Source organism: Streptomyces sp. NPDC059740, assembly GCF_042733155.1.
In the GTDB taxonomy this organism is placed as follows: domain Bacteria; phylum Actinomycetota; class Actinomycetes; order Streptomycetales; family Streptomycetaceae; genus Streptomyces.
Window position 1 is genome coordinate 1 of record NZ_JBHWGP010000059.1, and the last position, 26288, is coordinate 26288.

At 73.9% G+C, this 26288-nt stretch carries 23 protein-coding genes; 14 read left to right on the top strand and 9 right to left on the bottom strand.

Features of this window, described 5'->3' with window-relative positions:
* Positions 1–199: 199 nt before the first annotated feature.
* Complete coding sequence (locus ACFV3R_RS32660) at positions 200–2002, bottom strand: glycoside hydrolase family 15 protein (RefSeq protein ID WP_385590708.1); 1803 nt, start codon at positions 2000–2002, stop codon at positions 200–202.
* 415 nt (positions 2003–2417) lie between these two features.
* Between ACFV3R_RS32660 and ACFV3R_RS32665 the strand changes: the two genes are divergently transcribed.
* The 9 genes from ACFV3R_RS32665 (at position 2418) to ACFV3R_RS32705 (ending at position 14596) form a co-directional block, all read left to right on the top strand.
* Complete coding sequence (locus ACFV3R_RS32665) at positions 2418–4076, top strand: CTP synthase (protein WP_385590710.1); 1659 nt, start codon at positions 2418–2420, stop codon at positions 4074–4076.
* Positions 4077–4217: 141 nt separating this feature from the next.
* Positions 4218–4865, top strand: a complete 648-nt coding sequence (locus ACFV3R_RS32670) for an NUDIX domain-containing protein (protein WP_385590712.1) — start codon at positions 4218–4220, stop codon at positions 4863–4865.
* 356 nt (positions 4866–5221) lie between these two features.
* On the top strand, positions 5222–7573 hold the full coding sequence (locus tag ACFV3R_RS32675; protein WP_385590714.1) for a tetratricopeptide repeat protein: 2352 nt from the start codon (positions 5222–5224) through the stop codon (positions 7571–7573).
* A 210-nt stretch (positions 7574–7783) separates the two neighbouring features.
* Positions 7784–8899, top strand: coding sequence for an alanine dehydrogenase (gene ald, locus ACFV3R_RS32680; RefSeq protein ID WP_385590752.1), 1116 nt, complete (start codon positions 7784–7786; stop codon positions 8897–8899).
* Positions 8900–9291: 392 nt separating this feature from the next.
* Entirely contained in the window at positions 9292–10455 is a 1164-nt protein-coding gene (locus ACFV3R_RS32685; RefSeq protein WP_385590716.1) for a ParA family protein, read from the top strand.
* Positions 10440–11066, top strand: coding sequence for a hypothetical protein (locus ACFV3R_RS32690; RefSeq protein ID WP_385590718.1), 627 nt, complete (start codon positions 10440–10442; stop codon positions 11064–11066). Before ACFV3R_RS32685 ends, ACFV3R_RS32690 begins: the two co-directional genes overlap by 16 nt.
* 247 nt (positions 11067–11313) lie before the next feature.
* Positions 11314–12627, top strand: coding sequence for a segregation and condensation protein A (locus ACFV3R_RS32695; protein WP_385590720.1), 1314 nt, complete (start codon positions 11314–11316; stop codon positions 12625–12627).
* Complete coding sequence (gene scpB, locus ACFV3R_RS32700; protein WP_385590722.1) at positions 12624–13418, top strand: SMC-Scp complex subunit ScpB; 795 nt, start codon at positions 12624–12626, stop codon at positions 13416–13418. Before ACFV3R_RS32695 ends, scpB begins: the two co-directional genes overlap by 4 nt.
* A gap of 74 nt (positions 13419–13492) precedes the next feature.
* Entirely contained in the window at positions 13493–14596 is a 1104-nt protein-coding gene (locus tag ACFV3R_RS32705) for a pseudouridine synthase (protein WP_385590724.1), read from the top strand.
* A gap of 106 nt (positions 14597–14702) precedes the next feature.
* Here the strand turns inward: ACFV3R_RS32705 and ACFV3R_RS32710 are convergent, their stop codons facing one another.
* On the bottom strand, positions 14703–15518 hold the full coding sequence (locus tag ACFV3R_RS32710) for a DNA polymerase beta superfamily protein (protein WP_385590726.1): 816 nt from the start codon (positions 15516–15518) through the stop codon (positions 14703–14705).
* Positions 15519–15701: 183 nt separating this feature from the next.
* On the opposite strand from ACFV3R_RS32710, the gene ACFV3R_RS32715 reads away from it, so the two are divergent.
* From ACFV3R_RS32715 to der, 4 genes are all read left to right on the top strand, one after another.
* On the top strand, positions 15702–16799 hold the full coding sequence (locus ACFV3R_RS32715; protein WP_385590728.1) for a prephenate dehydrogenase: 1098 nt from the start codon (positions 15702–15704) through the stop codon (positions 16797–16799).
* A gap of 271 nt (positions 16800–17070) precedes the next feature.
* The gene (cmk, locus tag ACFV3R_RS32720; RefSeq protein WP_385590730.1) at positions 17071–17775 is read left to right on the top strand and encodes a (d)CMP kinase; all 705 of its coding nucleotides are present in this window, start codon (positions 17071–17073) and stop codon (positions 17773–17775) included.
* Positions 17772–18428 carry a lysophospholipid acyltransferase family protein gene (locus ACFV3R_RS32725; protein WP_385590732.1) on the top strand — a complete coding sequence of 219 codons (657 nt, stop codon included), beginning with the start codon at positions 17772–17774 and terminating at the stop codon, positions 18426–18428. The genes cmk and ACFV3R_RS32725 overlap by 4 nt, the downstream gene beginning before the upstream one ends.
* A 67-nt stretch (positions 18429–18495) precedes the next feature.
* Complete coding sequence (der, locus tag ACFV3R_RS32730) at positions 18496–19962, top strand: ribosome biogenesis GTPase Der (RefSeq protein WP_385590734.1); 1467 nt, start codon at positions 18496–18498, stop codon at positions 19960–19962.
* Positions 19963–20088: 126 nt separating this feature from the next.
* On the opposite strand, the gene ACFV3R_RS32735 is transcribed toward der, so the two are convergent.
* The 7 genes from ACFV3R_RS32735 to gvpJ form a co-directional block, all read right to left on the bottom strand.
* Positions 20089–20535, bottom strand: a complete 447-nt coding sequence (locus ACFV3R_RS32735) for a hypothetical protein (RefSeq protein ID WP_385590736.1) — start codon at positions 20533–20535, stop codon at positions 20089–20091.
* Positions 20536–20558: 23 nt separating this feature from the next.
* Positions 20559–21362: a hypothetical protein gene (locus ACFV3R_RS32740; protein ID WP_385590738.1), complete on the bottom strand. Its 804-nt coding sequence runs from the start codon at positions 21360–21362 to the stop codon at positions 20559–20561.
* A 315-nt stretch (positions 21363–21677) separates the two neighbouring features.
* Positions 21678–22958, bottom strand: a complete 1281-nt coding sequence (locus ACFV3R_RS32745; RefSeq protein ID WP_385590740.1) for an SRPBCC family protein — start codon at positions 22956–22958, stop codon at positions 21678–21680.
* Complete coding sequence (locus ACFV3R_RS32750; protein WP_385590742.1) at positions 22951–23655, bottom strand: DNA primase; 705 nt, start codon at positions 23653–23655, stop codon at positions 22951–22953. Before ACFV3R_RS32750 ends, ACFV3R_RS32745 begins: the two co-directional genes overlap by 8 nt.
* Positions 23652–23930, bottom strand: a complete 279-nt coding sequence (locus ACFV3R_RS32755) for a gas vesicle protein GvpG (protein WP_385590744.1) — start codon at positions 23928–23930, stop codon at positions 23652–23654. The genes ACFV3R_RS32750 and ACFV3R_RS32755 overlap by 4 nt, the downstream gene beginning before the upstream one ends.
* A 13-nt stretch (positions 23931–23943) precedes the next feature.
* Positions 23944–24687: a GvpL/GvpF family gas vesicle protein gene (locus ACFV3R_RS32760; protein WP_385590746.1), complete on the bottom strand. Its 744-nt coding sequence runs from the start codon at positions 24685–24687 to the stop codon at positions 23944–23946.
* Positions 24687–25109, bottom strand: a complete 423-nt coding sequence (gene gvpJ / locus ACFV3R_RS32765; RefSeq protein WP_385590748.1) for a gas vesicle protein GvpJ — start codon at positions 25107–25109, stop codon at positions 24687–24689. The genes ACFV3R_RS32760 and gvpJ overlap by 1 nt, the downstream gene beginning before the upstream one ends.
* A gap of 883 nt (positions 25110–25992) precedes the next feature.
* Between gvpJ and ACFV3R_RS32770 the strand changes: the two genes are divergently transcribed.
* Positions 25993–26208: an I78 family peptidase inhibitor gene (locus ACFV3R_RS32770; protein WP_385590750.1), complete on the top strand. Its 216-nt coding sequence runs from the start codon at positions 25993–25995 to the stop codon at positions 26206–26208.
* The last annotated feature ends 80 nt before the right edge of the window (positions 26209–26288 follow it).

Genomic DNA, 26288 nt, shown 5'->3' on the forward strand with positions numbered 1-26288 from the left:
CCCAAGGACGTCGAACTCGCCGCATAACCCCAGCAACACCAAACCACCCCGAACCCGACAGGGATGCCTTGACGAAAGACATAGAGGCACCCCCCGCGGGCCCGCCCACGACGCGGGCCCCGCCCCCCGTCCCACCGGCGCGTGGTGGATGCGGCCGGCCGGGCGGGGGAGCGGGGCCCGGAAGGGACCCTGCCGCGGGCTACCCCCCGTAGGCGCCGCTGGCCGTCAGCCGGAGGGCCGTGTCGATCAGCGGGACGTGGCTGAAGGCCTGCGGGAAGTTGCCGACCTGGCGCTTGAGGCGCGGGTCCCACTCCTCGGCCAGCAGTCCTAGGTCGTTGCGCAGGGACAGCAGACGCTCGAAGAGCTTGCGCGCCTCCTCGACCCGGCCGATCATCGCGAGGTCGTCGGCGAGCCAGAACGAGCAGGCGAGGAAGGCGCCCTCGTCGCCGGCCAGGCCGTCCACGCCGGCTTCCTCACCGGAGGTCGGGTAGCGCAGCACGAAACCGTCCTCGGTGCCCAGCTCCCGCTGGATCGCCTCGATCGTGCCGATCACCCGCTTGTCGTCCGGCGGCAGGAAGCCCATCTGCGGGATGAGCAGCAGCGAGGCGTCCAGCTCGCGGGAGCCGTAGGACTGGGTGAAGGTGTTGCGCTCCGGGTCGTAGCCCTTCTCGCAGACGTCGCGGTGGATCGCCTCGCGCAGCTCGCGCCAGCGCTCCAGCGGGCCGTCCACGTCACCGGACTCGATGAGCTTGATGGTGCGGTCCACCGCCACCCAGGTCATCACCTTGGAGTGGGTGAAGTGCCGCTTGGGGCCGCGCACCTCCCAGATGCCCTCGTCCGGCTCCATCCAGTGGTCCTCGACCCACTGGATCAGCTTGATCTGGAGCAGCGAGGCGTAGTCGTTGCGGGCCAGCCCCGTCATGTGCGCCAGGTGCAGCGCCTCGGTGACCTCGCCGTAGACGTCGAGCTGCACCTGCCCGGCGGCGCCGTTGCCGACCCGGACCGGGGTGGAGCCCTCGTAGCCGGGCAGCCAGGTCAGCTCGTTCTCGCCCAGCTCACGCTCGCCCGCGATGCCGTACATGATCTGCAGGTTCTCGGGGTCGCCGGCGACCGCGCGCAGCAGCCACTCGCGCCAGGCACGGGCCTCCTCGCGGTAACCGGTGCGCAGCAGCGAGGAGAGGGTGATCGCCGCGTCGCGCAGCCAGGTGAAGCGGTAGTCCCAGTTGCGCATGCCGCCGATGTGCTCCGGCAGCGACGTCGTCGGTGCCGCCACGATGCCGCCGGTCGGCGCGTAGGTGAGCGCCTTCAAGGTGATCAGCGAGCGGACCACGGCGTCGCGGTAGGGGCCGTGGTAGGTGCACTGCGCGACCCACTCGTCCCAGAACGCCTCGGTGGCCGCCAGGGAGTTCTCCGGCTCCGGCTGTGGCGGCGGGCGGTGGTGCGAGGCCTCCCAGCTGATGGTGAAGGCGATCCGCTCACCGGCCGTGACGGTGAAGTCCGAGTAGGTCGTCAGGTTCTCGCCGTAGGTGTCCACCGGTGAGTCCAGCCACACCGAGTCCGGTCCGGCGACGCCGACGGTGCGCCCGTCGACCTTGTGGACCCACGGCACCACCCAGCCGTAGGCGAACCGCAGCCGCAGCGCGGAACGCATCGGCACCCGGCCGCTGACGCCCTCGACGATGCGGATGAGCTGCGGTGCGCCGTCGCGCGGCGGCATGAAGTCGATCACCCGCACGGTGCCGCGCGGGGTGTCCCACTCCGACTCCAGCACCAGCGAGTCGCCGCGGTAGCGACGGCGGTCCGCGGGCTGCGGCGCGCCGTCCTGCGGTGAGACGGGTCCCATCCGCCAGTAACCGTTCTCCTCGGTGCCGAGGAGGGAGGCGAAAATCGCTGGTGAGTCGAAACGGGGCAGACAGCACCAGTCCACCGTGCCGTCACGGCAGACGAGTGCGGCTGTCTGCATATCGCCGATGAGTGCGTAGTCCTCGATGCGCCCGGCCACGTGCATCTCCTGTCAGAACCTGGAGTGACGCCCCCCGTGGGACGTTGATCCTTACCGTCCGCCCATGAAACTTCCTCGAGCGTCAATCCGGAAATCGGGCTGGGGTGGTGCCGCCGGAGGAGGGCTCGATGCGAGTGTCCGAGCAGGATACGACGCTCAGAAGTGAATGGCGCGACTCAAGTGACTACTGAGGTGAGCCGAACGGGTGGCCTGGGTCACCCCGGCTGCTCCAGGCGTGGGCGGACGCAGCCGCCCCGGGTCGCTGATAGCCTGGTACCCCGTGGACCGGTGGGGCCAGCGCGAGCGAACACCCCCGGAACCGCAGCGAAGGCACCCCTGTTGCCGACCCCCATCGCCGGGTCGGGCCGGGCCCGTCGCACCTCGCCACCACGACCACGGGAGTTCCCTCTTGGCCATGCCGAACCGATCGTCCTCGACGACCAAGCACCTCTTCGTCACCGGGGGCGTCGCCTCCTCCCTCGGCAAGGGCCTCACCGCCTCGAGCCTGGGCGCTCTCCTGAAGGCGCGCGGTCTGCGGGTCACGATGCAGAAGCTCGACCCCTACCTCAACGTCGACCCGGGCACCATGAACCCGTTCCAGCACGGCGAGGTGTTCGTCACCAACGACGGCGCCGAGACCGATCTGGACATCGGCCACTACGAGCGCTTCCTCGACGTCGACCTCGACGGGTCGGCCAACGTCACCACCGGCCAGGTCTACTCCACGGTGATCGCCAAGGAGCGGCGCGGCGAGTACCTGGGCGACACCGTCCAGGTCATCCCGCACATCACCAACGAGATCAAGAACCGCGTGCGGCGGCTGGCCACCGACGACGTCGACGTCGTGATCACCGAGGTCGGCGGCACCGTGGGCGACATCGAGTCGCTGCCGTTCCTGGAGACCGTCCGGCAGGTCCGCCACGAGGTCGGCCGCGACAACGTCTTCGTCGTGCACATCTCGCTGCTGCCCTACATCGGCCCCTCCGGCGAGCTGAAGACCAAGCCGACCCAGCACTCGGTCGCGGCCCTGCGCAACATCGGCATCCAGCCGGACGCCATCGTGCTGCGCGCCGACCGCGAGGTCCCCACCGCCATCAAGCGCAAGATCTCGCTGATGTGCGACGTGGACGAGGCCGCCGTCATCGCCTGCCCCGACGCGCCGTCCATCTACGACATCCCCAAGGTCGTCCACACCGAGGGCCTGGACGCCTACGTCGTGCGCAAGCTGGACCTGCCGTTCCGGGACGTGGACTGGAACCAGTGGGACGACCTGCTGGACCGCGTCCACAACCCCGACCACGAGGTGAAGATCGCCCTGGTCGGCAAGTACATCGACCTGCCCGACGCCTACCTCTCGGTGACCGAGGCGCTGCGCGCCGGCGGCTTCGCCAACCGGGCCCGCGTCAAGATCAAGTGGGTCACCTCCGACGACTGCCGCACCGCCGCGGGCGCGAAGAAGCAGCTCGGCGACTGCGACGCGGTGCTCATCCCCGGCGGCTTCGGCGACCGCGGCGTGGACGGCAAGGTCGGCGCCATCACCTACGCCCGCGAGAACAAGCTGCCGCTGCTCGGGCTCTGCCTGGGCCTGCAGTGCGTGGTCATCGAGGCCGCCCGCAACCTCGCCGGCATCGAAGGCGCCAACTCCACCGAGTTCGACCCCGCCGCCACCCACCCGGTGATCTCCACGATGGCCGAGCAGCTGGACATCGTCGCCGGCGAGGGGGACATGGGCGGCACCATGCGGCTCGGCATGTACCCGGCCAAGCTCGCCGAGGGCTCCCTGGTGCGCGAGGCCTACGACAACCAGCCCTACGTCGAGGAGCGTCACCGCCACCGCTACGAGGTCAACAACGCCTACCGCGGTGAGCTGGAGAAGAAGGCCGGCCTGGTCTTCTCCGGGACCTCCCCCGACAACAAGCTGGTGGAGTACGTCGAGTACCCGCGCGAGACGCACCCCTACCTGGTGGCCACCCAGGCCCACCCGGAGCTGCGCTCCCGTCCGACCCGCCCGCACCCGCTCTTCGCCGGGCTGGTGAAGGCGGCCGTGGCACGCCGGACCAGCGTCGACGGCTGAGCGGGAGCCGGTCGGGCGGGGTGGGTGCCCCGCCCCCGCGCCGTGCCGAACCGATACCGTGGACCGGGCGGGACCTCTTTCGGGTCCCGCCCGGTCCGCCCCTTTCCGCGGGGCTTCGCGTCGGAGGGAACAGCGAGAATCATGGGTACGGGCAAGGCCGTCACGGACACCCCCGAGGAATGGCGTGTCGTGACCTCACGGACGCCGTTCACCGGGAAGAAGACCTCGGTGCGCACCGACGAGGTGGTGATGCCCGACGGCTCGACCACCAGCCGCGACTACCAGGTCCACCCCGGCTCGGTGGCCATCCTCGCCCTCGACGAGCAGGACCGGGTGATCCTGGTCCGCCAGTACCGCCACCCCGTCCGCCAGCGGCTGTGGGAGATCCCGGCCGGCCTGCTGGACGTCCCCGGTGAGAACCCGCTGCACGCCGCACAGCGCGAGCTGTACGAGGAGGCCCACGTCAAGGCTGAGGACTGGCGGGTGCTGACCGACGTCTACACCACCCCCGGCGGCTGCGACGAGGCCGTCCGCGTCTTCCTGGCCACCGACCTCTCCGACGTCGAGGGGGAGCGGTTCGCCCCCGAGGACGAGGAGGCCGACATGGAGCTGGCCCGCGTCCCACTCGCCGACCTCCTGACCCGGGTGTTCGCCGGTGAGCTGCACAACAACTGCCTCGTGGTCGGGGTCCTCGCGCTCCACGCGGCCCGCACCGGCGCACCGCCGGGCGGCCTGGACGCACTGCGAGGGGCCGACGCCCCCTGGCCGGCCCGGCCGTACCAGAGCTGACCCCGGGCGGCCCGGACGGATCCGATCGTCGGATCAGCCGAAAGGGTGAGGTGGCAGCCGCGCGCCGCCACCCGCCTGACGGGCCGTCAACTACGCTCGTGGCGGTCCCGTCCGCGTTCGCGGCGGGCTGGTATCAGGAGTCCTTGCGCAACGGGTGTCCGATCGACCCGCGGCGTCCGGTGCCGTGCATCGCCGGGCGGTGGGGGTTTCCCGGCCGGAGGCTGCGGGAGGGAGCCCTCGTACGGGGCGTGTCCGGGCGACCGGCGGTAACGCGGCCCGGGGCACATCCCGGGCGAGGTCCGGGCCGGACGGCCCTCGCGCAAGGACACCTCAGGCAGGCGGACGGGAGCTGACCCGTGACGGATCAGGCGGTGGGACCCGAGCACCCCGGGACGGACCGCGAACCGGCCGCGCCCCCACCGCCCGCCGCCGGCGCGGCGGCCCCCGCAGCCCCCACCGTCCCGGGCCAGGCGTCCGGCGGCCGGCGCACCCCCCGGGTGCCCCGCAGCCGCTCCGAGACCGGCCGGGAGGTTCCGCTGGGGCGGGAGCGCGAGGTGGCGGGCCTCCTCGCCGACATCGAACGCACCGGGCTCGACACCCTCGCCGGCCGGCGCGGCGCCCGCAGCCGCATCCTCCTCATCGCCGGCGCCCCCGGGTCGGGTCGCACCACGCTCGCCGAGGAACTCCTCGCCGAGGTCGCCGCCGACTACCCCGACGGGGTCCTGCGCGCCGTGCTGAGCACGCCCGACGGCCGCCCCGCCGACCTGGCGCGGGTGGCCCGGGACCTCCTCGCCAACCTGGGAGCGCCCCTGGTCGCCGGCGCCGACGAGGACGAGGTCACCCAGGCCCTGCGCGACGCCCTCACCGGCCGCCGCGCCGTCCTCCTGCTGGACGACGCCGCCGGAGCGGACCAGGTGCACACCCTGCTGCCGGACAGCCCCGGCTGCCTGGTCCTGGTGATCTCCGAAGGGCCGCTGACCGGGATCACCGACGTGCGGCCCTGCACCCTGGGCGGGCTGGAGCGCGGGCCTGCCGTGACCCTGCTGGCCCGGCGCGCCGGCTCGACCCGGATCACCGTCGACCCCTGCTCGGCGGAGGAGGTCGTGGAGGAGTGCGCCGGACTGCCCGCCGCCCTCCGGCTGGCGGCGGGGTGGCTGGCCGCCCGGCCCATGGCCTCGGTGGCCGACCTGTTGCGCGGGCTGCGCGCGGCGGAGCCGCCCGGTCGGCCCGCGGCGGCGGCCCGCCCCATCGCCCGGGCGCTCACCCTGGTGGTGGCGGGGCTGCCGGCGACCACGGCCCGGCTCGCCCGGCTGCTGGCCCTGGCCCCCGCCGGGCTCGTCGACGCGCACGTGGCCGCAGCCCTGGTCGGCGTCTCGGTCGCGGACGCCGACGCCGCACTCGCGGAACTGACCCGCCGCGGCATGCTCGACGCCCTGCCCGAGGACGGCACCGAACACCGCCGCTACCGGGTGCCCGGCGCCCTCGCCCCGCTGCTGGCGGACCTGCTGGCCGACCGGGAGCGGCCGGCCGAGACCGAGGTGGCGCGCGCCCGGATGCTGGAACGTCTGGTGCGGCTGCTCCGCTCGTGCCGGGCCGTGACCCGGCCGCCGGGTTCCGCGGCCCGCCGGCACGCGGCTGCCCTGCCCCGGGCACTGCGCTTCCCCTCCGCCGCGGCGGCGGCCGGATGGCTGGAGAGCCGGCGGGTCCTCCTGCTGGAGGCCGCCCGCTGCGCGGTCACCGAGGGCGAGCTGGAGACCCTCGACCGCCGCCTGGTGTCCGCGCTGGTGGGCGCCCTCCTCGCGCACCGCGGCGCGGCGGGCGCCGCCCCCGACCTGTACGGGCTGCACAGCCTGGTGCTCCAGGTCGCCGAACGCCGCAACCTGCCGGCCGAGGGCGCCGCGGCCCTGCTCAACCTCGGCGACCTCGACGTGCGCGCGGGCCGCCTGGCCCAGGCGCTGCCGCGCTACCGCAGGGCGCTGGACGCCGCCCGCCGGGTGCCCGACCCGGCAGCCGAGGGCCGTGCCCTGGAGTCGCTGGGGGAGACGTACGCACGCTGCGAGGACTGGCAGCGCGCGGCCGACTGGTACGGGCGGGCGCTGGAGCTGCGCCAGGCCCGGGGGGAGGAGACGGACGAGGCGCGGCTGCACGAACGGCTGGCGGCGGCGCTGGCGGCCGCGCACCGCTGGGAGGAGGCCCTGCGCTCCTGGCGTTCGGCCGCCGGCACCCACCGGCGCCTCGGCGACCTCGCCGGGCAGGCCCACGCCCTGGTGGCCGCGGCGGCCGTGCTGGAGAAGGCCGGCCGGCCCTCGGACGCCCTGCGGACCTGCCAGGAGGCTCTGCGGCTGGCCCGCGAGGCGGCGGTGCCCGAGGCCGTCGGCGCCGCCCACCTGCGGATCGCCGAGCTGCTGCCCGTCCTCGGTGACGAGGAGGGCGCCCGGCGCCACCGTGAGCGCGGCATCCGGCTGCTGTCCCCCGCGTCCGCGCCCGCACCCCCCGCCTCCGAGGGCGCGCCGCAGCGGCCCGAGGGGCCGGACGGGACCGGGCCGTCGGCCGGTGAGAGCGCCGAGGGTGAGGGGGAGGCGACGGATAACGGCGCCCGGGCCGCAGAGGGCGTGCGTGCCGTGGTGACGGGCGCCGGCGCGGGCGAGGAGGCGCTTCACACCGTCGAAAGCACCTCGCCAACCCCAGGCGACCTGCGAAATCGGTAGTACCTCGCCGGGAACTTATTCCTTTGCAAGGCTAGACAACGGCAGCTCCTTCAATACACTGGATTCGAACGCGGTCGTTCGCGGCAGCTCCGACATGTCGGCATGTCGGGCGCTTCCTCCCGTGTTCCGCGTGTTCGTGCGTGGTCCGGCGCATCGCCCCGGCCGCGCCCGCCCCCTCCGCAATCCCCCATGACAAGGACCGTGATCGACGTGAAGGTCGGCATTCCCCGCGAGGTCAAGAACAACGAGTTCCGCGTGGCGATCACGCCCGCCGGAGTCCACGAGCTGGTGCGAGGCGGCCACCAGGTCGTCGTGGAACGGAACGCGGGGCTGGGGTCCTCCATCACCGACGAGGAGTACACCGGCGCCGGGGCCGAGATCCTCGACTCCGCGGACGAGGTCTGGGCCGCCGCCGACCTGCTGCTCAAGGTCAAGGAGCCGGTCGCGGAGGAGTACCACCGCCTCCGCAAGGACCAGACCCTCTTCACCTACCTGCACCTGGCCGCCTCCCGTGAGTGCACCGACGCGCTCCTGGACTCGGGCACCACCGCGATCGCCTACGAGACGGTCGAGACCGCGGGCCGCCAGCTCCCGCTGCTGGCGCCGATGTCGGAGGTCGCCGGCCGCATCGCGCCGCAGGTGGGCGCGTACCACCTGATGCGTTCCGCCGGGGGCCGCGGCGTGCTGCCGGGCGGTGTGCCCGGTGTCGCCGCCGGCCGTGCCGTGGTCATCGGCGGCGGTGTGTCCGGCTGGAACGCCACGCAGATCGCCGTGGGCATGGGCTTCCACGTCACCCTGCTCGACAAGGACGTCAACAAGCTGCGCGAGGCGGACCGGATCTTCGGCACGAAGGTGCAGACCGTGGTCTCCAACGCCTACGAGCTGGAGCGGGCCGTGCTGCAGGCGGACCTGGTCATCGGCGCGGTCCTCATCCCGGGTGCGAAGGCGCCGAAGCTGGTCACCAACGAGCTGGTGTCCCGGATGAAGCCCGGAAGTGTCCTTGTCGACATCGCGATCGACCAGGGCGGCTGCTTCGAGGACTCCCGTCCGACCACGCACGCCGAGCCGACCTTCACCGTCCACGACTCGGTCTTCTACTGCGTGGCCAACATGCCCGGCGCGGTTCCCAACACCTCCACCCACGCCCTGACCAACGCGACGCTGCCCTACGTGGTGGAGCTCGCCAACCGCGGCTGGACCGAGGCGCTGCGCCGTGACCCGGCGCTGGCCAAGGGGCTCAACACCCACCGCGGCAAGGTCGTCTACCCCTCCGTGGCGAGCGCCCACGGCATGACCGCGACGGAGCTGGCGGCCGTCCTGGGCTGACGTCAACCCGCCGCAGGCGACCGCGTGGACGGTCGGCACATCGACACCGTCCGCGTCAACACCGCGCGTCAACCCGTTTTCATCGGCCGGGCCTCCGGGAGGGGGCCCGGCCGGCGTCGTGCGGGGGCACGTACGGGGCAGGGGGAGGACGAAAGATCGTCAACTCGCCGAGAACGTAGCGCTTTAACCGATTCGCACACCCACGGAACCTCGCAGTGCGTGGTCTTGCACCCTTGACACCGCGGTGTTCGGTTACCGACACATCGTGCCGGGTCCGGTGGATTGTGTTGCTGCGGACGGCCGACACGCCATAGAGTCGCAAACCGTCGGCATGGTGCCACGCTGACCTATCGATAAGTTTCCTGGTCACTCTCAAGGAGGTAAGACGACTTGTGAATGAGTCGACATTTACTCCCGGAGGTGCTCAGCCAGGATCGGTTGCGCGGGGCCAGGACCCCTCGGGGCTCAAGGCTGTCGGCTCCGTAGCGGTTCACACCTTCGCCTCCCACCAGAGCACGTCAACGACAGCCCACCAGAGCATGGACGGCCACCACGTGAACGCGCAGGCCGGCGAGCAGGGCGGCTACGAATCCACCCGCCTCGCCGACTACGACGACCTGCCCGACGGGCACTTCTACGACCCGGATGCCGAGTACGAGCCGGACCCCGAGTACGCGGCCACCCTCGCGCCCGACGCGGCGCGGCAGCGACGCGAGCGCATCGGCCCGACCGGGCGCCCCCTGCCGTACTTCCCCATCCCCGGACCGCTCAACGAGCACGGCCCGGCCAAGATCATCGCAATGTGCAACCAGAAGGGCGGGGTCGGCAAGACCACCTCGACCATCAACCTGGGCGCCGCCCTCGCCGAGTACGGACGCCGCGTGCTCCTGGTCGACTTCGACCCGCAGGGCGCCCTCTCCGTCGGCCTCGGCGTCAACCCGATGGAACTGGACCTGACGGTCTACAACCTGCTCATGGAGCGGGGGATGGCCGCCGACGAGGTGCTGCTGAAGACCGCGGTCCCCAACATGGACCTGCTCCCCAGCAACATCGACCTCTCCGCCGCCGAGGTGCAGCTCGTCAGCGAGGTGGCGCGGGAGTCCACCCTCCAGCGGGCGCTGAAGCCGCTGCTGGCCGACTACGACTACATCGTCATCGACTGCCAGCCCTCGCTCGGCCTGCTGACCGTCAACGCGCTGACGGCCGCGCACAAGGTGATCGTCCCGCTGGAGTGCGAGTTCTTCGCGCTGCGCGGTGTGGCGCTGCTGACCGAGACGATCGAGAAGGTGCAGGAGCGGCTCAACCCGGAGCTGGAGCTCGACGGCATCCTGGCGACCATGTACGACTCCCGTACGGTCCACAGCCGGGAGGTGCTGGCCCGGGTGGTCGAGGCCTTCGACGACCACGTCTACCACACCGTCATCGGACGCACCGTCCGTTTCCCCGAGACGACCGTCGCGGGTGAACCGATCACCACCTACGCCTCCAACTCCGTCGGCGCCGCCGCCTACCGCCAGCTCGCCAGGGAGGTGCTCGCCCGGTGTCACGCCGAGTGAGTCTGCCGGGAGCCGACGAACTGTTCCGTACCACCGGGGGGATGCCGCTCCAGTCGTCGGCCCCGAAGGCGCCCAAGCAGGCCCGGCCGGCGAACGGCACGAGCCCCCAGGCGGGGGGTGCGGGCGCAGCCGAGACGCCCCGCGTTCCCGCGCCGGCGGGCGAACCCGACCCGGCCCAGCCGGCCGCCGAACAGCACGAGGGCCCGACGAGGGCCGCAGGCACCACCGGCGGTGAACACCCGGCCGCCACCGCCCCGGCGGAGCACGCCGGCCGGGAGTCCTCCGCCGCCGAGCGGGCCCGCAGCCGGCGCCGCCAGGCCGAGGGGCCGGCGGCCGGGTCCGCGCCGGCCGCCGCAGCCCAGCCCCGGCGCCGTGGCCGCGGCGCCAACCGCCGCCCCAGCGGCCGGGAACGCCACGACGAGAAGATCACCGTCTACGTCTCCGCCGAAGAACTGATGGACCTCGAACACGCGCGGCTGGTGCTCCGCGGCGAACACGGCCTCGCCGTGGACCGCGGACGCATCGTGCGGGAGGCCGTCGCCGTCGTCCTGGCCGACCTGGAGTCGCGGGGCGAGGCCAGCATCCTGGTGCGGCGCCTGCGCGGACGCTGAGGCGCCCAGGGGCCCGCCTCCCAGCGGCCCGGACCGGCGTCCGCCGCCCGGCCAGAGATGCCGGACCGCGGACCGGCCGGACACGGCGGGGGGCCGGCCGGGCCCGGCAGCTGCGCGCACCGCCGGGAGCGCCCCGGACCAGGGGCCGCCCGGGGTGGGAGACCGCCCCCGCGCACCCGCGAGCGGTACGTTCGACATGTCACCCTCGCGGCCGGGCGCACCCCGCCCACCCTGACCTTGGACCGCCATGCCCACCACGCACGACGACGCCCCCGAGCCCCCCGCCCGGGGTGGCCGGCGTCCCCTGGGCCGCGGTCCCGGCACGCACGCGGCGGCTCCCCGGGCGGCCACCCCGCGCCCCCAGCCCACGCCCACACCCCCCGCCGGCCCCGAGGACCCCGCCGGCGGCGACCCGGTTGCCCGGGGGAACGCCGTGGCGGCCCACGGCCCCGGCCTCGCGGAGTTGCCGCCGCAGCCCGTCGCGCCCCCCGGCCCGCCGGAGCCCGCCCCGCAGGGCCCGCCGGACGCGCCGGCCCCGGACGCACCCCTGGCGCCGCCCCGGGCACGGGTCCCCCGAGCGGACGCCCCGGAGGCGAGCGCGCCCCGGAACGCCGCCGAGCCGGAGGCCGAGGGGCCGGACGCCGCGGAGCCGGGAGCCGCCGAGCCGTCCGCCGCGGGGCAGGCCGCCCCGGCGGCGGACGGTGCGGCCGAGGACACCGCCGAGGGCGCGGCCGACGGCCGGTTCACCGTCCGGCTCGCCAACTTCGAGGGCCCCTTCGACCTCCTCCTCCAGCTCATCTCCCGGCACAAGCTGGACGTCACCGAGGTCGCCCTGTCCAAGGTGACGGACGAGTTCATGGCGCACATCCGGGCCATGGGGACGGACTGGGACCTCGACCAGACCACCGAGTTCCTGGTCGTCGCGGCCACCCTCCTCGACCTCAAGGCGGCACGGCTGCTGCCCGCGGCCGAGGTCGAGGACGAGGCCGACCTGGCGCTGCTGGAGGCCCGCGACCTGCTCTTCGCCCGGCTGCTGCAGTACCGCGCCTACAAGACCATCGCCGACGTCTTCGCCGAGCGCCTGGCGGACGAGGCGCGCCGCCACCCCCGCACCGTCGGCCTGGAGCCGCACCACGCCGAGCTGCTGCCCGAGGTGGTCATCTCCATCGGCCCCGAGGGGTTCGCCCGGCTCGCCGTCAAAGCGATGCAGCCCCGGCCCCGGCCCCAGGTGTACGTCGACCACATCCACGCCCCGCTGGTGAGCGTCCGGGAACAGGCCGAGGTCGTCGTCGCGCGGCTGCGGGAGTGCGGCGAGGCAGCCTTCGCGGACCTGGTCGCCGACACCGACGACACCCTGACGGTCGTCGCCCGCTTCCTGGCCCTGCTGGAGCTCTACCGGGAGCGGGTCGTCGCCCTGGAGCAACCGGAGGCGCTGGGGGCGCTGACCGTCCGCTGGACCGGCGAGGACGGTGCGACGGTGCGGGTCACCGACGAGTTCGACCAGGAGTCGCGGGCCGGCGGGCGCCCCGGCGACGAGACGAGGAACGAGGAGGGGACATGACGACCTCGGACGGCACACCCCCCGGCCCGGCGGCCCCGGACGGCACCGCCCCCGGCCCGGCGGCCCCCGGCGGGACCGCGCCGCCGGGCGACGGACCCGCCGGCGCCCCGGCCACGGAACCGGCGCGGCTGCCGGAGCAGGCCGGGGCCCCGGAGGCCGCGGAGGCGCCGGAGGCCGAGGAGGCGCCGGCCGGAGCGCTGGGCCTCGCGGAGCTGGCGCTGCGGCCCGCCCTGGAGGCCGTGCTCATGGTCGTCGACGAACCGGCCACCGAGGAGCACCTGGCCAAGGTGCTCCAGCGCCCCCGCCGCCAGGTGGCGCTCGCGCTGCGCGAGCTGTCCGACGACTACACCCGGGAGGGCCGGGGCTTCGACCTGCGGCTGGTGGCCGGAGGCTGGCGCTTCTACACCCGTCCCGAGTACGCCGACGCCGTCGAGAGCTTCGTCCTGGACGGCCAGCAGGCCCGGCTGACCCAGGCCGCGCTGGAGACTCTGGCGGTCGTCGCGTACCGTCAGCCGGTCAGCCGTTCCCGGGTCTCCGCCGTCCGCGGCGTCAACTGCGACGGGGTGATGCGCACCCTGCTCCAGCGCGGACTGGTGGAGGAGGCGGGCACGGAACCCGAGACAGGTGCGATCCTGTACAGGACGACGAACTACTTCCTGGAGCGGATGGGGCTGCGCGGTCTGGACGAGCTGCCGGAGCTCGCGCCCTTCCTCCCCGAGGTGGACGCGGTCGAGGGCGACTCCCAGGAGGGCGTGCCGTCGTTCGACGTGGACGACAACAGTGACACGTGAGACCGCTCACGCGACCCGCCAGGGGCCGTAGGGGTGGGCCAGAGACTGACCAGACGGGTTTAACGGACTTTTCGATGCGAAGCAGCGGCAGGAACAGCGGGAACCGCAACTACCGGGGCGCGGGCAACCAGCGCGACGACAACCAGAAGCGTGCGGGCCGTCCCCGTCCCGAGGAGCGCCGCTACGACGTGGGCGAGGGCGGTCGCGGCCAGGGCGGCGAGGACGCGCGCCGCGGCCGCGGCGAGGCGGCGCGCGGCGGAGCCAAGGGCGGCCCGAAGCAGGGTGCCAAGCAGGGCGGCGCCAAGCGCACCGGGCCCAAGGGCGGCGGCAGGCCGGGCCAGGGCGGCGGCCGTCCGGGGCCGGCCAGGCCCCGCGAGTACGACGCGCAGATCGAGGAGCGCAACCGGGCCCGGCACAACAAGCCGCAGGTCAAGCTCCCGAAGACGTTCGGCGACCAGGAGGGCGAGCGGCTCCAGAAGGTGCTGGCCCGCGCGGGCCTGGGCTCCCGCCGGGCCTGCGAGGAACTCGTCGACCAGGCGAGGGTCGAGGTCAACGGACGCATCGTGACCGAGCAGGGCCTGCGCGTGGACCCGGACAAGGACGAGATCAAGGTCGACGGCCTCACCGTCGCCACCCAGTCCCACCTCTTCTTCGCGCTGAACAAGCCGGCGGGCGTCGTCTCCACCATGGAGGACCCCGACGGGCGGCAGTGCCTGGGCGACTACGTCACCAACCGCGAGACGCGCCTGTTCCACGTCGGCCGGCTGGACACCGAGACCGAGGGCATCATCCTGCTCACCAACCACGGTGAGCTCTCCCACCGCCTGACCCACCCGCGCTACGGCGTGACCAAGACCTACCTTGCCGCCATCCAGGGCCCGCTCCCGCGGGACCTGGGCAAGCAGCTCAAGAACGGCATCGAGCTGGAGGACGGCTACGCCCGCGCCGACAACTTCCGCGTCGTGGAGAACACCGGCAAGAACTACCTCGTCGAGGTCACCCTCCACGAGGGGCGCAAGCACATCGTGCGCCGCATGCTCGCCGAGGCCGGCTTCCCGGTCGACAAGCTGGTGCGCACCGCCTTCGGGCCCATTGCCCTGGGCGACCAGAAGTCCGGCTGGCTGCGGCGCCTGACCAACACCGAGGTCGGCATGCTGATGCGCGAGGTCGACCTGTAACAGCCGGCCCGGTGGATGCCGCCGCCCGCCCGGGGCCCCGGGGTACCGGGCGGGCGGCAGATCCGCGAGCCGTTGCCGCGGGCCCGTCAGGCCCCGGCAGAGCCCGTCAGGCCCCGGCCGACCGGCGGCGGACCGCGCGCAGGAACGCCTCCACCCGGTCGCGGTCCGGGTGCGGGGGAAGGGGCGAGGTGAGCGCCGCCTCGGCCACCTCGCGCCGCAGGTCCTCGGCGCGCGCCGCCACGTACGCCGGGTCCAGCTCGCCGGCCCGCACCGCCAGCAGCTCCTCGCGGGCCGGCCCGACGTCCAGCGTCAGCTCACCCGTGCGCAGCAGGTCACGGCAGGTCAGCAGGGTCCGGAGCAGGTGCAGCGCGTGCTTGGGGCGGGGCGGGCGGCCGGCGCTGCGGTCCGCCGCCAGCCTGGCCTGCTGCCGGTCCGCGTAACCGGTGAAGGTGCCGGCCGCCGCCCGCGAGAGGAAGGCGCCGCGCAGGTCCAGCAGGGCGCGGCCGGTCTCGTCGGCGTACTCGAGGAGTGGGGAGAACAGGCACTCCAGGACGGTCGGGTTCGAGCGCAGCGCCAGGTGCAGGAAGCGCTCCAGCTCCCAGGAGAACTCCTCGGGCCGCGGGCCGGTCAGGTGCGCGGGTGGCTTGTCCAGACCCCAGAAGGACGCGGTCGGCGCGAGATAGACGCCGCGCCGGTCGGTGTCGCTGTCCGGCATCGCCAGCCCCTGGGCACGCGAGCCCGTCACCCAGGTGAGGACCGTGTGCCGCTCCACCAGATGCAGCGGGCCGGGGGTGCGCTCACCGCAGCAGGCAGGGTGGGGGACGGGGGCGTGCCGGTCAGGCGCGGCGTCCGGCGTCCGCCGTGGCGAGGACGGGACGGCCGGGTGGTGGCGGGGCCCGGCGGCCGGGCTGTTCGCGGGCATGCGCGTCATCCTGGCGCCTGGGGGAGGTGCAGTCACCCGGGTTTCGGCCCGCGGCCGGCCCGCTCGGACCGGCGAGGCCGCCTGGCCGGGACGCCGATAGGCTGACTTCCCGGCACGGCGCCCGGCCCGCCGGCTGCGTGGCCGGCCGCACCCCGCGCCCCCGCACGGCAGTGAGGAAACACAGTGAGGACCGCCCTCGTCATCGGCACGGGCCTGATCGGCACCTCGGTCGCCCTGGCCCTGCGTTCCCGCGGCGTGGAGGTCCACCTCCGCGACCACGACCCCGCGCAGGCCCGCACCGCCGCCTCGCTCGGCGCGGGCGTCACCGACGAACCGGCCGGCCCCGTCGACCTCGCCGTGGTGGCGGTGCCGCCCGCCCATGTCGCCGCCTCCCTCGCCGACGCGATGCGCCAGGGCGCCGCCCGTGCGTACCTGGACGTCGCCAGCGTCAAGGGCGGCCCCCGCCGCGAGCTGGCGGCCGTGGCCGAGAAGGAGGGACTGGACCTCTCCCGCTACCTGGGGACCCACCCGATGGCCGGCAAGGAGCGCTCCGGGCCGCTCGCCGCCACCGCCGACCTCTTCGAGGGCCGCCCCTGGGTCCTCACCCCGCCACCCGCCGGCGACACCGCCGTGCTCAACCTCGCACTGGAGCTGGTCGCGCTCTGCTCGGCGGTGCCGGTGGTCATGGACCCCGACGCCCACGACCGGGCGGTGGCGCTCGTCTCCCACACCCCGCAACTGGTCTCCAGCCTCGTCGCGGCCCGGCTGGCGGACGCCGACGAGACGGCCGTGCGGCTGTGCGGCCAGGGCATCCGCGACGTGACCCGGATCGCGGCCTCCGACCCGCGGATGTGGATCGACATCCTCTCCGCCAACCCCGGTCCGGTCGCCGACGTCCTCGCCGACCTCGCCACCGACCTCGACGAGACGGTGCAGGCGCTGCGGGCCCTGCAGTCCTCCGACGACGCGGAGCGGACATCGGGCGGCGACGGCGTCGCGGACGTGCTGCGCCGCGGCAACGCCGGCCGCGAGCGCGTGCCCGGCAAGCACGGTGCCGCGCCCGCCGCCTACGAGACCGTCGCCGTGCACATCGGCGACCAGCCGGGCGAGCTGGCCCGCATCTTCGCCGACGCGGGGCGGGCCGGGGTCAACATCGAGGACGTCCGGATCGAGCACGCCACCGGCCAGCAGGCGGGCTTCATCCAGCTCTTCGTCGAGCCCTCCGCCGCCCCCGACCTGACGGCGTCCCTGCGCGACCGCGGCTGGTCGATCCGCCGGTAGCCGCAGCCCGGAACCGGTCCGCGAGGCCCGCGACCGGCGGCCGGGACCTGGGGGACGGCCCCGCGCGTGGTTCGGCGCCGGCCGGTGTCCGCCCTGCCGGCGGGGACGGGCCGTGGCACGGGTCACGTCCGGCCCTCCCCGCCCCCCGGCCGCACGGCACGGGCGCCCGGCAGGGTCCAGTAACCTTGTTCCAGACCGCCACGCCGCCGTATCGTCGCCCCCCGCTCCCGCCCCGGGTGACACCCCCGTGCTCCAGAAAGGTGCCAGCACCGTGGAAACCGTCGACCGGACCGCCCCGGCCGCAGTGATCGTCGCCATCGACGGACCCGCGGGCACCGGCAAGTCCAGCACCTCCAAGGCCGTAGCGGCCAGGCTCGGACTCGGCTACCTGGACACCGGCGCCCAGTACCGGGCGATCACCTGGTGGATGCTGTCCAACGGGATCGACGTCCGCGACGCCTCGGCCGTGGCCGACGCGGCGGGCAAGCCGGTCATCGTCTCCGGCACCGACCCGGCCGCGCCCGCCATCACGGTGGACGGTGCCGACGCCGCCGGGCCGATCCGCAGCCAGGAGGTCACCGGCGCGGTCAGCGCGGTCAGCGCCGTTCCCGAGGTGCGCACCCTCATCACCGACCTGCAGCGCTCCATCGCCAAGGAGGCGCCGGCCGGCATCGTGGTCGAGGGCCGCGACATCGGCTCCACGGTGCTGCCGGACGCCGACCTGAAGATCTTCCTGACCGCCTCGCCCGAGGTGCGTGCCGCCCGCCGCAGCGGGGAGCTGAAGGGCAAGGACGCCGCCGACCTCGCCGCCACGCAGGCGGCGCTCGCCGCGCGGGACGCCGCCGACTCCAGCCGCAAGACCTCGCCGCTGGCGAAGGCCGAGGACGCGGTGGAGGTCGACACCTCCCTCCTCAACCTCGACCAGGTCGTCGAGGCCGTGGTCGCGCTCATCGAGGAGAAGCGGGCGGCCAAGTGACCGAACCCGGCAGCGCGCCCGGCGCGCGGGGCGCCGCCGTCGGCCGCCGCATCGGCATCGGCCTGATGTACGGCCTGTGGCGGCCCCGGGTCCTCGGGGCCTGGCGGGTGCCGGCCGCCGGGCCGGTGATCCTCGCGGTCAACCACACGCACAACGTCGACGGTCCGATGCTCATGGGCACGGCCCCCCGGCCGGTGCACTTCCTCATCAAGCAGGAGGCGTTCGCCGGGGCCCTCGGCTCCTTCCTGGACGCCATCGGCCAGGTGAGCGTGGACCGCACCGGGACCGACCGCCATGCCGTGACCGCGGCCCTCGGCGTCCTGGACCGCGGCGGCGTCCTCGGCATCTTCCCCGAGGGCACCCGGGGCGCGGGGGACTTCGCGTCCCTGCGCGGCGGGCTGGCGTACTTCGCCCTGCGGTCGGGCGCACCGGTGGTGCCGGTGGCCGTGCTCGGCACCGCCGAGCGGGCGGGACGCATGGTGCCCGCGCTGCCGCCGCTGCGCTCCCGGGTCGACGTCGTCTTCGGTGACCCCTTCGACGCCGGCGACGGCAGCGGCCGCCGCACCCGTACCGCCCTCGACGCCGCAACGGTGCGCATCCAGCAGCAGCTGACCGCGCACCTGACCGAGGCCAGACGCCTGACCGGGCGCTGACCGACCCGTAGCAGTGGGCCCCGATCCGGCGCCCACCGACCAGAGACGAAGAACGAGGAACGACTTCATGGACGACCAGAACCCCGGTGGGGACGAGCACGGCGCGCTGGGCGACGCCGAGTACGCGGAGTTCATGGAGCTCGCCGCGCAGGAGGGCTTCGACCTGGAGGAGGTCGAGGGCGACATCGCCGCCGCGGGCCACGGCCCGCTGCCGATCCTCGCCGTCGTCGGCCGCCCCAATGTCGGCAAGTCGACACTGGTGAACCGCTTCATCGGCCGCCGCGAGGCCGTCGTCGAGGACAAGCCGGGCGTCACCCGGGACCGGGTCACCTATGAGGCGGAGTGGAACGGCCGCCGCTTCAAGGTCGTCGACACCGGCGGCTGGGAGCAGGACGTCCTCGGCATCGACGCCTCCGTCGCCATGCAGGCCGAGTTCGCCATCGACGCGGCCGACGCCGTCGTCTTCGTCGTGGACGCGAAGGTCGGCGCGACCGACACCGACGAGGCCGTCGTGAAGCTGCTGCGCCGGGCCGGGAAGCCCGTGGTGCTCGCCGCGAACAAGGTCGACGGGCCCTCCGGCGAGGCGGACGCCGCCTACCTGTGGTCCCTGGGCCTGGGCGAGCCGCACCCCGTCTCCGCGCTGCACGGCCGCGGCACCGGCGACCTGCTCGACGCCGCCCTGGACGCGCTGCCCGAGGCGCCCCTGCAGACCTTCGGCACCACCCTGGGCGGGCCCCGCCGCATCGCGCTCATCGGCCGCCCCAACGTCGGCAAGTCCTCTCTGCTGAACAAGGTCGCGGGCGAGGAGCGGGTCGTCGTCAACGAGCAGGCCGGCACCACCCGCGACCCGGTCGACGAACTCGTCGAGATCGCCGGCAGGACCTACCGCTTCGTCGACACTGCGGGCATCCGCCGGCGGGTCCACCTCCAGGCGGGCGCCGACTACTACGCCTCCCTGCGTACCGCAGCGGCCGTGGAGAAGGCCGAGGTCGCCGTCGTCCTCATCGACGCCAGCGAGTCCATCAGCGTCCAGGACCAGCGCATCATCACCATGGCCGTCGAGGCGGGCCGCGCCCTGGTGATCGCGTACAACAAGTGGGACACCCTCGACGAGGAGCGCCGCTTCTACCTGGAGCGGGAGATCGAGCGCGACCTCGTGCAGGTGCCGTGGGCGATGCGCGTCAACGTCTCGGCCCGTACCGGGCGGCACATGGAGAAGCTGGTGCCCGCCATCGAGACGGCGATCGAGGGCTGGGAGACCCGGGTGCCTACCGGGCGGCTCAACGCCTTCCTCGGCGAGATCGTGGCCTCCCACCCGCACCCGGTCCGCGGCGGCAAGCAGCCCCGCATCCTCTTCGGCACCCAGGCCGGCACCAAGCCGCCGCGCTTCGTGCTGTTCGCCTCCGGCTTCCTGGAGGCCGGCTACCGCCGCTTCGTGGAGCGGCGACTGCGGGAGGAGTTCGGCTTCGAGGGCACGCCGATCCACGTCTCGGTCCGGGTGCGCGAGAAGCGCGGCGCCAAGCCCAGGAAGTAGCGGAGCGCGGGCAGGGCGCCACCGCCCACCCACCGCACCCGCAACGGAAGCCGACGGGCCCGGCCACGGACGGACCGACAGGTCCTCGTGGCCGGGCCCGCCGGCTTCTCGCACGCCGTCGCGGCGTCAGTGACCGGGTGACCGGCCCTCGCGGCCCCGGCCCGTGGGCAGCGCGGCCGGGGCCGCGGTACGGGTGTAGTGGGCCTGGGCGCGCAGCGAGGTGGTGCCGGCGTCCCAGCGGCCACCGGCCGTCGGCGTGGTGCGCCAGATCGCCCGCATCGCCTCCGCGCTGAGCTCCTCCTCGCCCGTGCGGTCGCCGGGCAGGGCCCGGAAAGCCCGGCGGTACTCCGCGTAGAGCTCGTCGAAGATGGGCGTAGCCGGGTACGGGTCCGACGGTCGGCCGCGGGACGACGCGTCCTGCGAAGGGCGCATGGCCGGGATCGCATAGCCGTAGGAGAGTCGCGAGGGGTCGTATGAGTGCACGTCAGTGCCAACGACCCGATCGGCCTCGGGATGCGGCCCGGCCTGCGCCGACTCCTCGCGGGTGAGCCGCGGGCGGGTGGTGGTGGCCATGGGAACGGCCTCCCCGGGCCTGCTCAGGTGCCCGCGAGCGGCATGGCGGCGGCCACCAGCTCACCCCGGGCGGCGGCCTTCTCCATGGCCTCGCGCATCAGGTCCTCCCGCGGCTGATGCCCGATGGCCCCGGCCGGCGCGGCGTACACCAGTACGATGCCCGTGCGGTTGGCGGCGGCCCGCCAACCGTCGGTGACGGCGAGCGGCTGGTGCGCCTGCCACCACGCCGTCTGGGTGCCCTCGGGCGTCGGCTGGAGCACGGCGTGCAGCCGGCCCACGGCCAGCAGCACCGACCAGCCCTCGTTGCCGCCCGGCAGCACCGCCATGTCGTCGACCGGTGCGAAACCCTGCTCGGTGAGGAGATCGAGGAACTCGTCCTCGGTGGCCGAGGAGCCGGGGCGCACGATCGCCCCGCTGGGCTCCACCACCAGGGCGGGCCGCAACTCGTTCTCCACCAGCACCAGTCCGCAGGTGATGCCGAGGGTGGCCTGGCGGGGGTCGGCGAGCGGGATGTCCGCGCTCTGCGCGGCCGGCGGGGGCGCTTCGCCCTCCTCGCCGGCGAGGGAGCGGACGGCCCCCTTGAGCTGCTCCTCGGCGACGGGGACGACCTGCGAGGGGATGCAGGCAGCGTGCGCGAAGGCGAGTACCGCCGTCTCCTCGCCGACGAACAGGACGGTGCTGGTGCGCTCCTTGTCACTGTCGCCGGGGGTGCGGCAGGACGTGCAGTCGTAGCTGCCGGGGGCGTTCTCACCGGCCAGCAGACGGTCGGCTTCCTCGTCGCCGATCTCGGCGCGGACGTCGTCACTGACGTCGAGCATGCGCGGCACGGTTGGCTCCTCGATGTGCGCTCGGCTGCCGGGCGGGCCCCGGCACGTCAACAGGACAACGCCCGATCGGCGGTAAGGGTCACGCCCGGGGCACGGATGGACGGGACCGATCCCGGCGGGCTGCCGGGCGGGACGCCGGCAGCCGCACCGCACCGCCCCGAACGCCCCTCCGCGGCGCAAAGGGCGCGGATTCCCGGCGGGAACGGAGGCGGCCCGGCGTTCTCCGCACCGGGGCCGCGCTGCGCCCGGTTCCCCGCACGGCGTCGTCCCCGGCCGCCCCGGGCAGGGGCGGACGGGGACGACGGGCCGGGCCGGTCAGCGCCGGGCGCCCACCGGCTCCTCCTCGACGGGCTCCTCCTCGTACTCGTCCTCGGCCTCGTCCTCCGGGACCTCCTCGTCCCGCGGAGCCGACTCCTCGTCCTCGTCGTAGGGCTCGTCCCCGTCCTCCGCCTCGGACCGGGCGTCCTCCTCGACGTCCTCGTCGTACTCCTCGTCCGGCTCGTCCCCGGGACGGTCCTCCTCGGCCTCGTACTCCTCCTCGTCGGCCTCGTCGGCCTCGGCCCCGGGTGCGTCGTCGTCGGCCTCGTCGGCTTCGGCCTCGGGCGCGTCGTCGTCGGTCTCCGGCTCGTCCTCCTCGCCGGCCTGCGACTCCTCGTCCTCGTACCGCTCGTCCTCGGCCTCCGCGCCCTCGGGCTGCTCGTCCTCGGCCTCCGCGCCCTCGGGCTGCTCGCCCTCGCGCTCCTCGGCCTCCTCCCGCTCGACCGCGTCCTCGTGGGAGAGGACGACCTCGCCGTCACGGATCTCGCCGCGCCACCCGCCGGTGGCCTCGCCCCGCATCATCAGGAAGCGCCGGAAGTGCTTGAGGTCCAGCCGGGCGCGGCGGCCCTGGGCACGCCAGATGTTGCCGGTCTTCTCGAACAGTCCCTTGGGGTGGTACTCGATGACGAGCAGCACCTTGGTGAGGTTCTCGCCGAGGGAGTGGAAGGTGACCACGCCCTTGGTGGTGCCCTTGGCACCCTCGGAGGTCCAGGCGATGCGCTCGTCCGGGACCTGCTCGGTGGTGGTGGCCTTCCAGCTGCGCGTCGACCAGAACACCTTCGCCCGCCAGTTGGAGGTGGTGTCGTCGGCGACCTCCACGCCCTGGACGCCCTTGGTGAAGGTCGAGAACTCCTGGAACTGGGTCCACTGGTCGTAGGCCTCGCGCACCGGCACACCGACGTCGATGTCCTCGACGACGGTGACGAACTTCTTGCCGCCGCCCCCGCCCTTGCGGCCACCGCCGCCGAACGCGCCCTTGACCTTGTCCTTGAGCGTCTCGCCCAGGTGGCCCGCACCGGTCTCGACGGCGGCGCGCACCGGACCCTTGCCCTCGGCGAGCTTCTTCCCGCCCTGCCGGACCAGGTCCCCGAGGCCCGGGCCGTTGCCGTCGGCCACCTCCTGCAGCCGCGCGGTCGCCGCCCCCAGCTTCTGACCGCCGAGCATCAGCAGGCGCTGGGCCTGCGCCGCGGCGAAGGCGTTCGCCTCCTCCTTGAGCCGGTCGGTTGCGGGGTTGTCCTTGAGGGAGGCGAGCAGTCCGCCCTTGTCCTGCTCAGCCACGGCGCTCACCACCCCGCGCGGCGGCCTTGCCGGCCGCCCTGCCGGTGCTCTTGGTCCGGCTGCCGGTGCTCCGCGCGCTCGTGGACCTGGCGGAGGCGGTCTTCGTCGCGGTCTTCTTGGCGGTACCGGCGCCCCGGGAGGCGGACCCGGCGCTCGCGCTCTTCTTCGCGGGAGCCTTGCGCGCCGGGCGGCTCCGGTCACCGTCGGAGCGGTCACCTCCGCGGTCCGCAGACCCGCTCTTGCCGGTCGCCTTCTTCTCCCGGTCCCCGCTCTGCCGGTCCTCGTCCTCGCCGGCCCCGTTCCGGGGGCCCTCGTCCTCCTCGTCCTCCGCCGCGTCGTCGTCCTGCGCGGAGTCGGTGAGCGGTCCGGTCAGCCGACCGCTTTCCAGGCGGTCGCGGACGTCGGAGGTGCGCTTGCTCAACGAGTCGGCGAGGGAGTCCAGTTGCCGGCTGACCAGCGCTCCGGTGGCTGCCTTGCCCACCCCCTTGAGGTCACCGGTGAGCTGGTCGCGGAGCTCACCGAGCGCCGGGTTGGACGCGAGCTGCTTGTTCACCATCCCCATCAACTGCTGGGGATTCAGCTGGAGTTTCTTGCCCAGTACCATTCCGCCGATGCCGATGGCGAGCTTGGCCTTCTTCGTGCGGCCCAGCACGTACCCACCTGCGACGGCCAGCGTCATGGCCAGCCGGTTCGTCATGTCCCGTCCCCTTGCCCAGTCGTCGTCTGTCGTCTCGTTCTCGCCTCGTCCAGCCGGTCCAGGAGCTCGTCCTCCTGCCGGTCGAACTCGGCCTCGGTGATCCCGCCCGCGTCCAGCCGGCGCGAGAGCTCCCGCAGCTCCTGCTGGATCGCGGACGGGTCGTAGTACTGCCGCTCGGCATCCGCCACCACCTGTTGCAGCACCCAGCCGATTCCCTTGGCCGGCGCCCGCACCGGGGCGACGGGGAGCAGCAGCACCTCGCTGATCAGGCCCACCGGACCCGTCCCCTTACGCCGGCTGCCCGGCGGCCGTCACGGGCTTGACGAAGCTGTACGGCGGCAGCGGGCCGTTCACCAGCAGTTCGAGGTGCCCGTTCTCCCGCGCGAAGGTGTCGGCGGCCTCCACGAAGCGGGCGGCCTCCTCGCGCGGCAGCAGGAAGGACAGGTTGGCCAGGTAGCCGGAGCCCTCGGGGCCCGGGGCGGTGCGCTCGGCCCGGGGCGTGAGGGCCTCCTCGATGCGGCGGGCGTCCTGCGCCTCGCGCGTCTGCACCGCGTGCGCGACCATCTCGCCCAGCCGCATGCGGTCCTCGTAGGAGCCGCCACCGGCCTTGCGGTTGGCCTCGTTGAGCGCCCGGATGTCGTCCTCCTGCGCCAGGACCAGCCGCAGCACCTCCTCCTCGCGGTGGGCGGCCTTGATGTTGTACTCGACCCGGCCGCTCAGCTCGTCGAGCTGCTGCCGGTAGAGGGTGGCCTGTTCGGTCAGCACGCGGCGTACCGCCTCGTCGTCCTCGGAGGCCGAGCCGAAGCGCAGCGGGAGGACGTCGCCCTCGGCCCCGGCCTCGGCGAGGACGTGCTGGTGGGCCAGCAGGTCACGCCGCTTGGGGCGCAGGTTGTCGGGGGAGTCGCTGACGACGGCGGCCAGGTCGCCCTCCCGCACCAGGCGTACGGGCAGGGGCGGGTCGCCGATGCCGGTCAGCCCCTCGGGGAGGTCGGGGTGGTCGCCCCGCGCGATGCCGTAGACGTACGTGGCCATCAGGCCTCCTCCTTCTTCCGGGAGGAGGAGGTGCGGCGGCGCCGCGGCTCGTCCTCCTCCGCCTGCTCACGGCCCTGGCTGAGCGCCTGGCCGAAGGACTCCGCGACTCCGGAGAGCGCCCCCTTGGTCTTGCCGTGCGCACCGCTCTCGGTCATGCCGTCGACGGTCTCCAGCAGGCCGGGCGTCTTGTTGGGGCCGGACTCCAGGTCGAGTCGGCCGCAGGCCTCGGCGAAGCGCAGGTAGGTGTCGACGCTCGCCACGACCACGCGGACGTCGATCTTCAGGATCTCGATCCCGACCAGGGACACCCGGATGAAGGCGTCGATCACCAGCCCGCGGTCGAGGATGAGTTCCAGCACGTCGTACAGGCCGCTGGAACCGCCTCCACCGCCGCTCTGCTGCTGTGCGGGTACAACGGACATGATGTGGCCTTCCTCTCGCTTTCTGGATGCGCTGCGACCACCACGCCACCGAGGGGTACGGCGGCAGCCGCCGGCCACGGTCCGGCGGGTGCCGGACCTCCCGTGCCGGTCCCGTCCTGGTGTCGGAGGAGACGGCGGCGTGCGCCGGGGGCTGTCCGCGAAGGTCGGTGGCGTCGCCCGTGAGGCGGACCCCACCCGGCGGGCAGGGCCTCCCGGGCGGGCCCGGGGGCGGGCCGTGGCGACACTGTGTGCCGCCGGTACGGCGGTCGCTGTTCTCTTTACGCGCCCTGTGCGTTGCGGGCGATGTCGCTCAGGTCGCGTGTACCGCTCACAGCTATGGCCAAACCCCACGGTCTCCCAGGCTGTGCGGAAGTTGTGCCCGGCTCGTGTTCGCGGCCGGACAGGGGGAGTGAACCGTCGATCGCCGGGCACGGAAGGGAGTTTGGGAACCGCCTCCGCATTGGCCCCCTTCGCTCCCGGGGGCGCCCGCACGTTTCGGACACCGGCGCCCCGGCGGTGGCCGGGAATTGGGAAGATCCGAAACAGCGACGCTTAATGCCGGGCGCGCGGGGTGAACTGACGGGTGTTTATCCGGTGATTACACAGGGCGGAACCGGTGGGGAATGGACGTGCGAATTACGTCACGTCGGGATAGCGTGAGGGACTTGTCGTGACGGTGGCCACAAGCGGCGTCCGGTATTCCGTCGCGGGGCGCCGGAACCCGCGGCGAAAGCCTCCCGGCGCTACGGAGCGTGCTCGTCGCTGTGACAGACATGTGACAGACGGAGGACGCCGGGAGCCGGCACCGGCCGTCCCGCCCGGACGCGCGACACCGCCGCGCCGCTCTTCCGCGGAGCCCGCGCAGGCGCCTACGGTGAGCGGCATGGCAGCCCTACCCCACCTTCCCCAGGACCCGGACGACGACCTGGACGCCTACGTCGGCCTCGCGGAGCGGGAGGCCGAGGAACGGGCCAGAGGGCGCGGCTGGAGCACCGTGCGCTCCCTGCCGCCCGGGTCGGTGATCACCATGGAGTACGTGGCGGGCCGGGTGAACTTCGAGGTCGCCGAGGACCGCGTGAGGCGTTGCTGGCGGGGGTGACCGCCACGCCCCTGCCTCGGGACCCGAGGCCCGCAAGGCGCGCCGCCGTACGCCGACGGCCCGGCGGCCTCCCGTGAGGA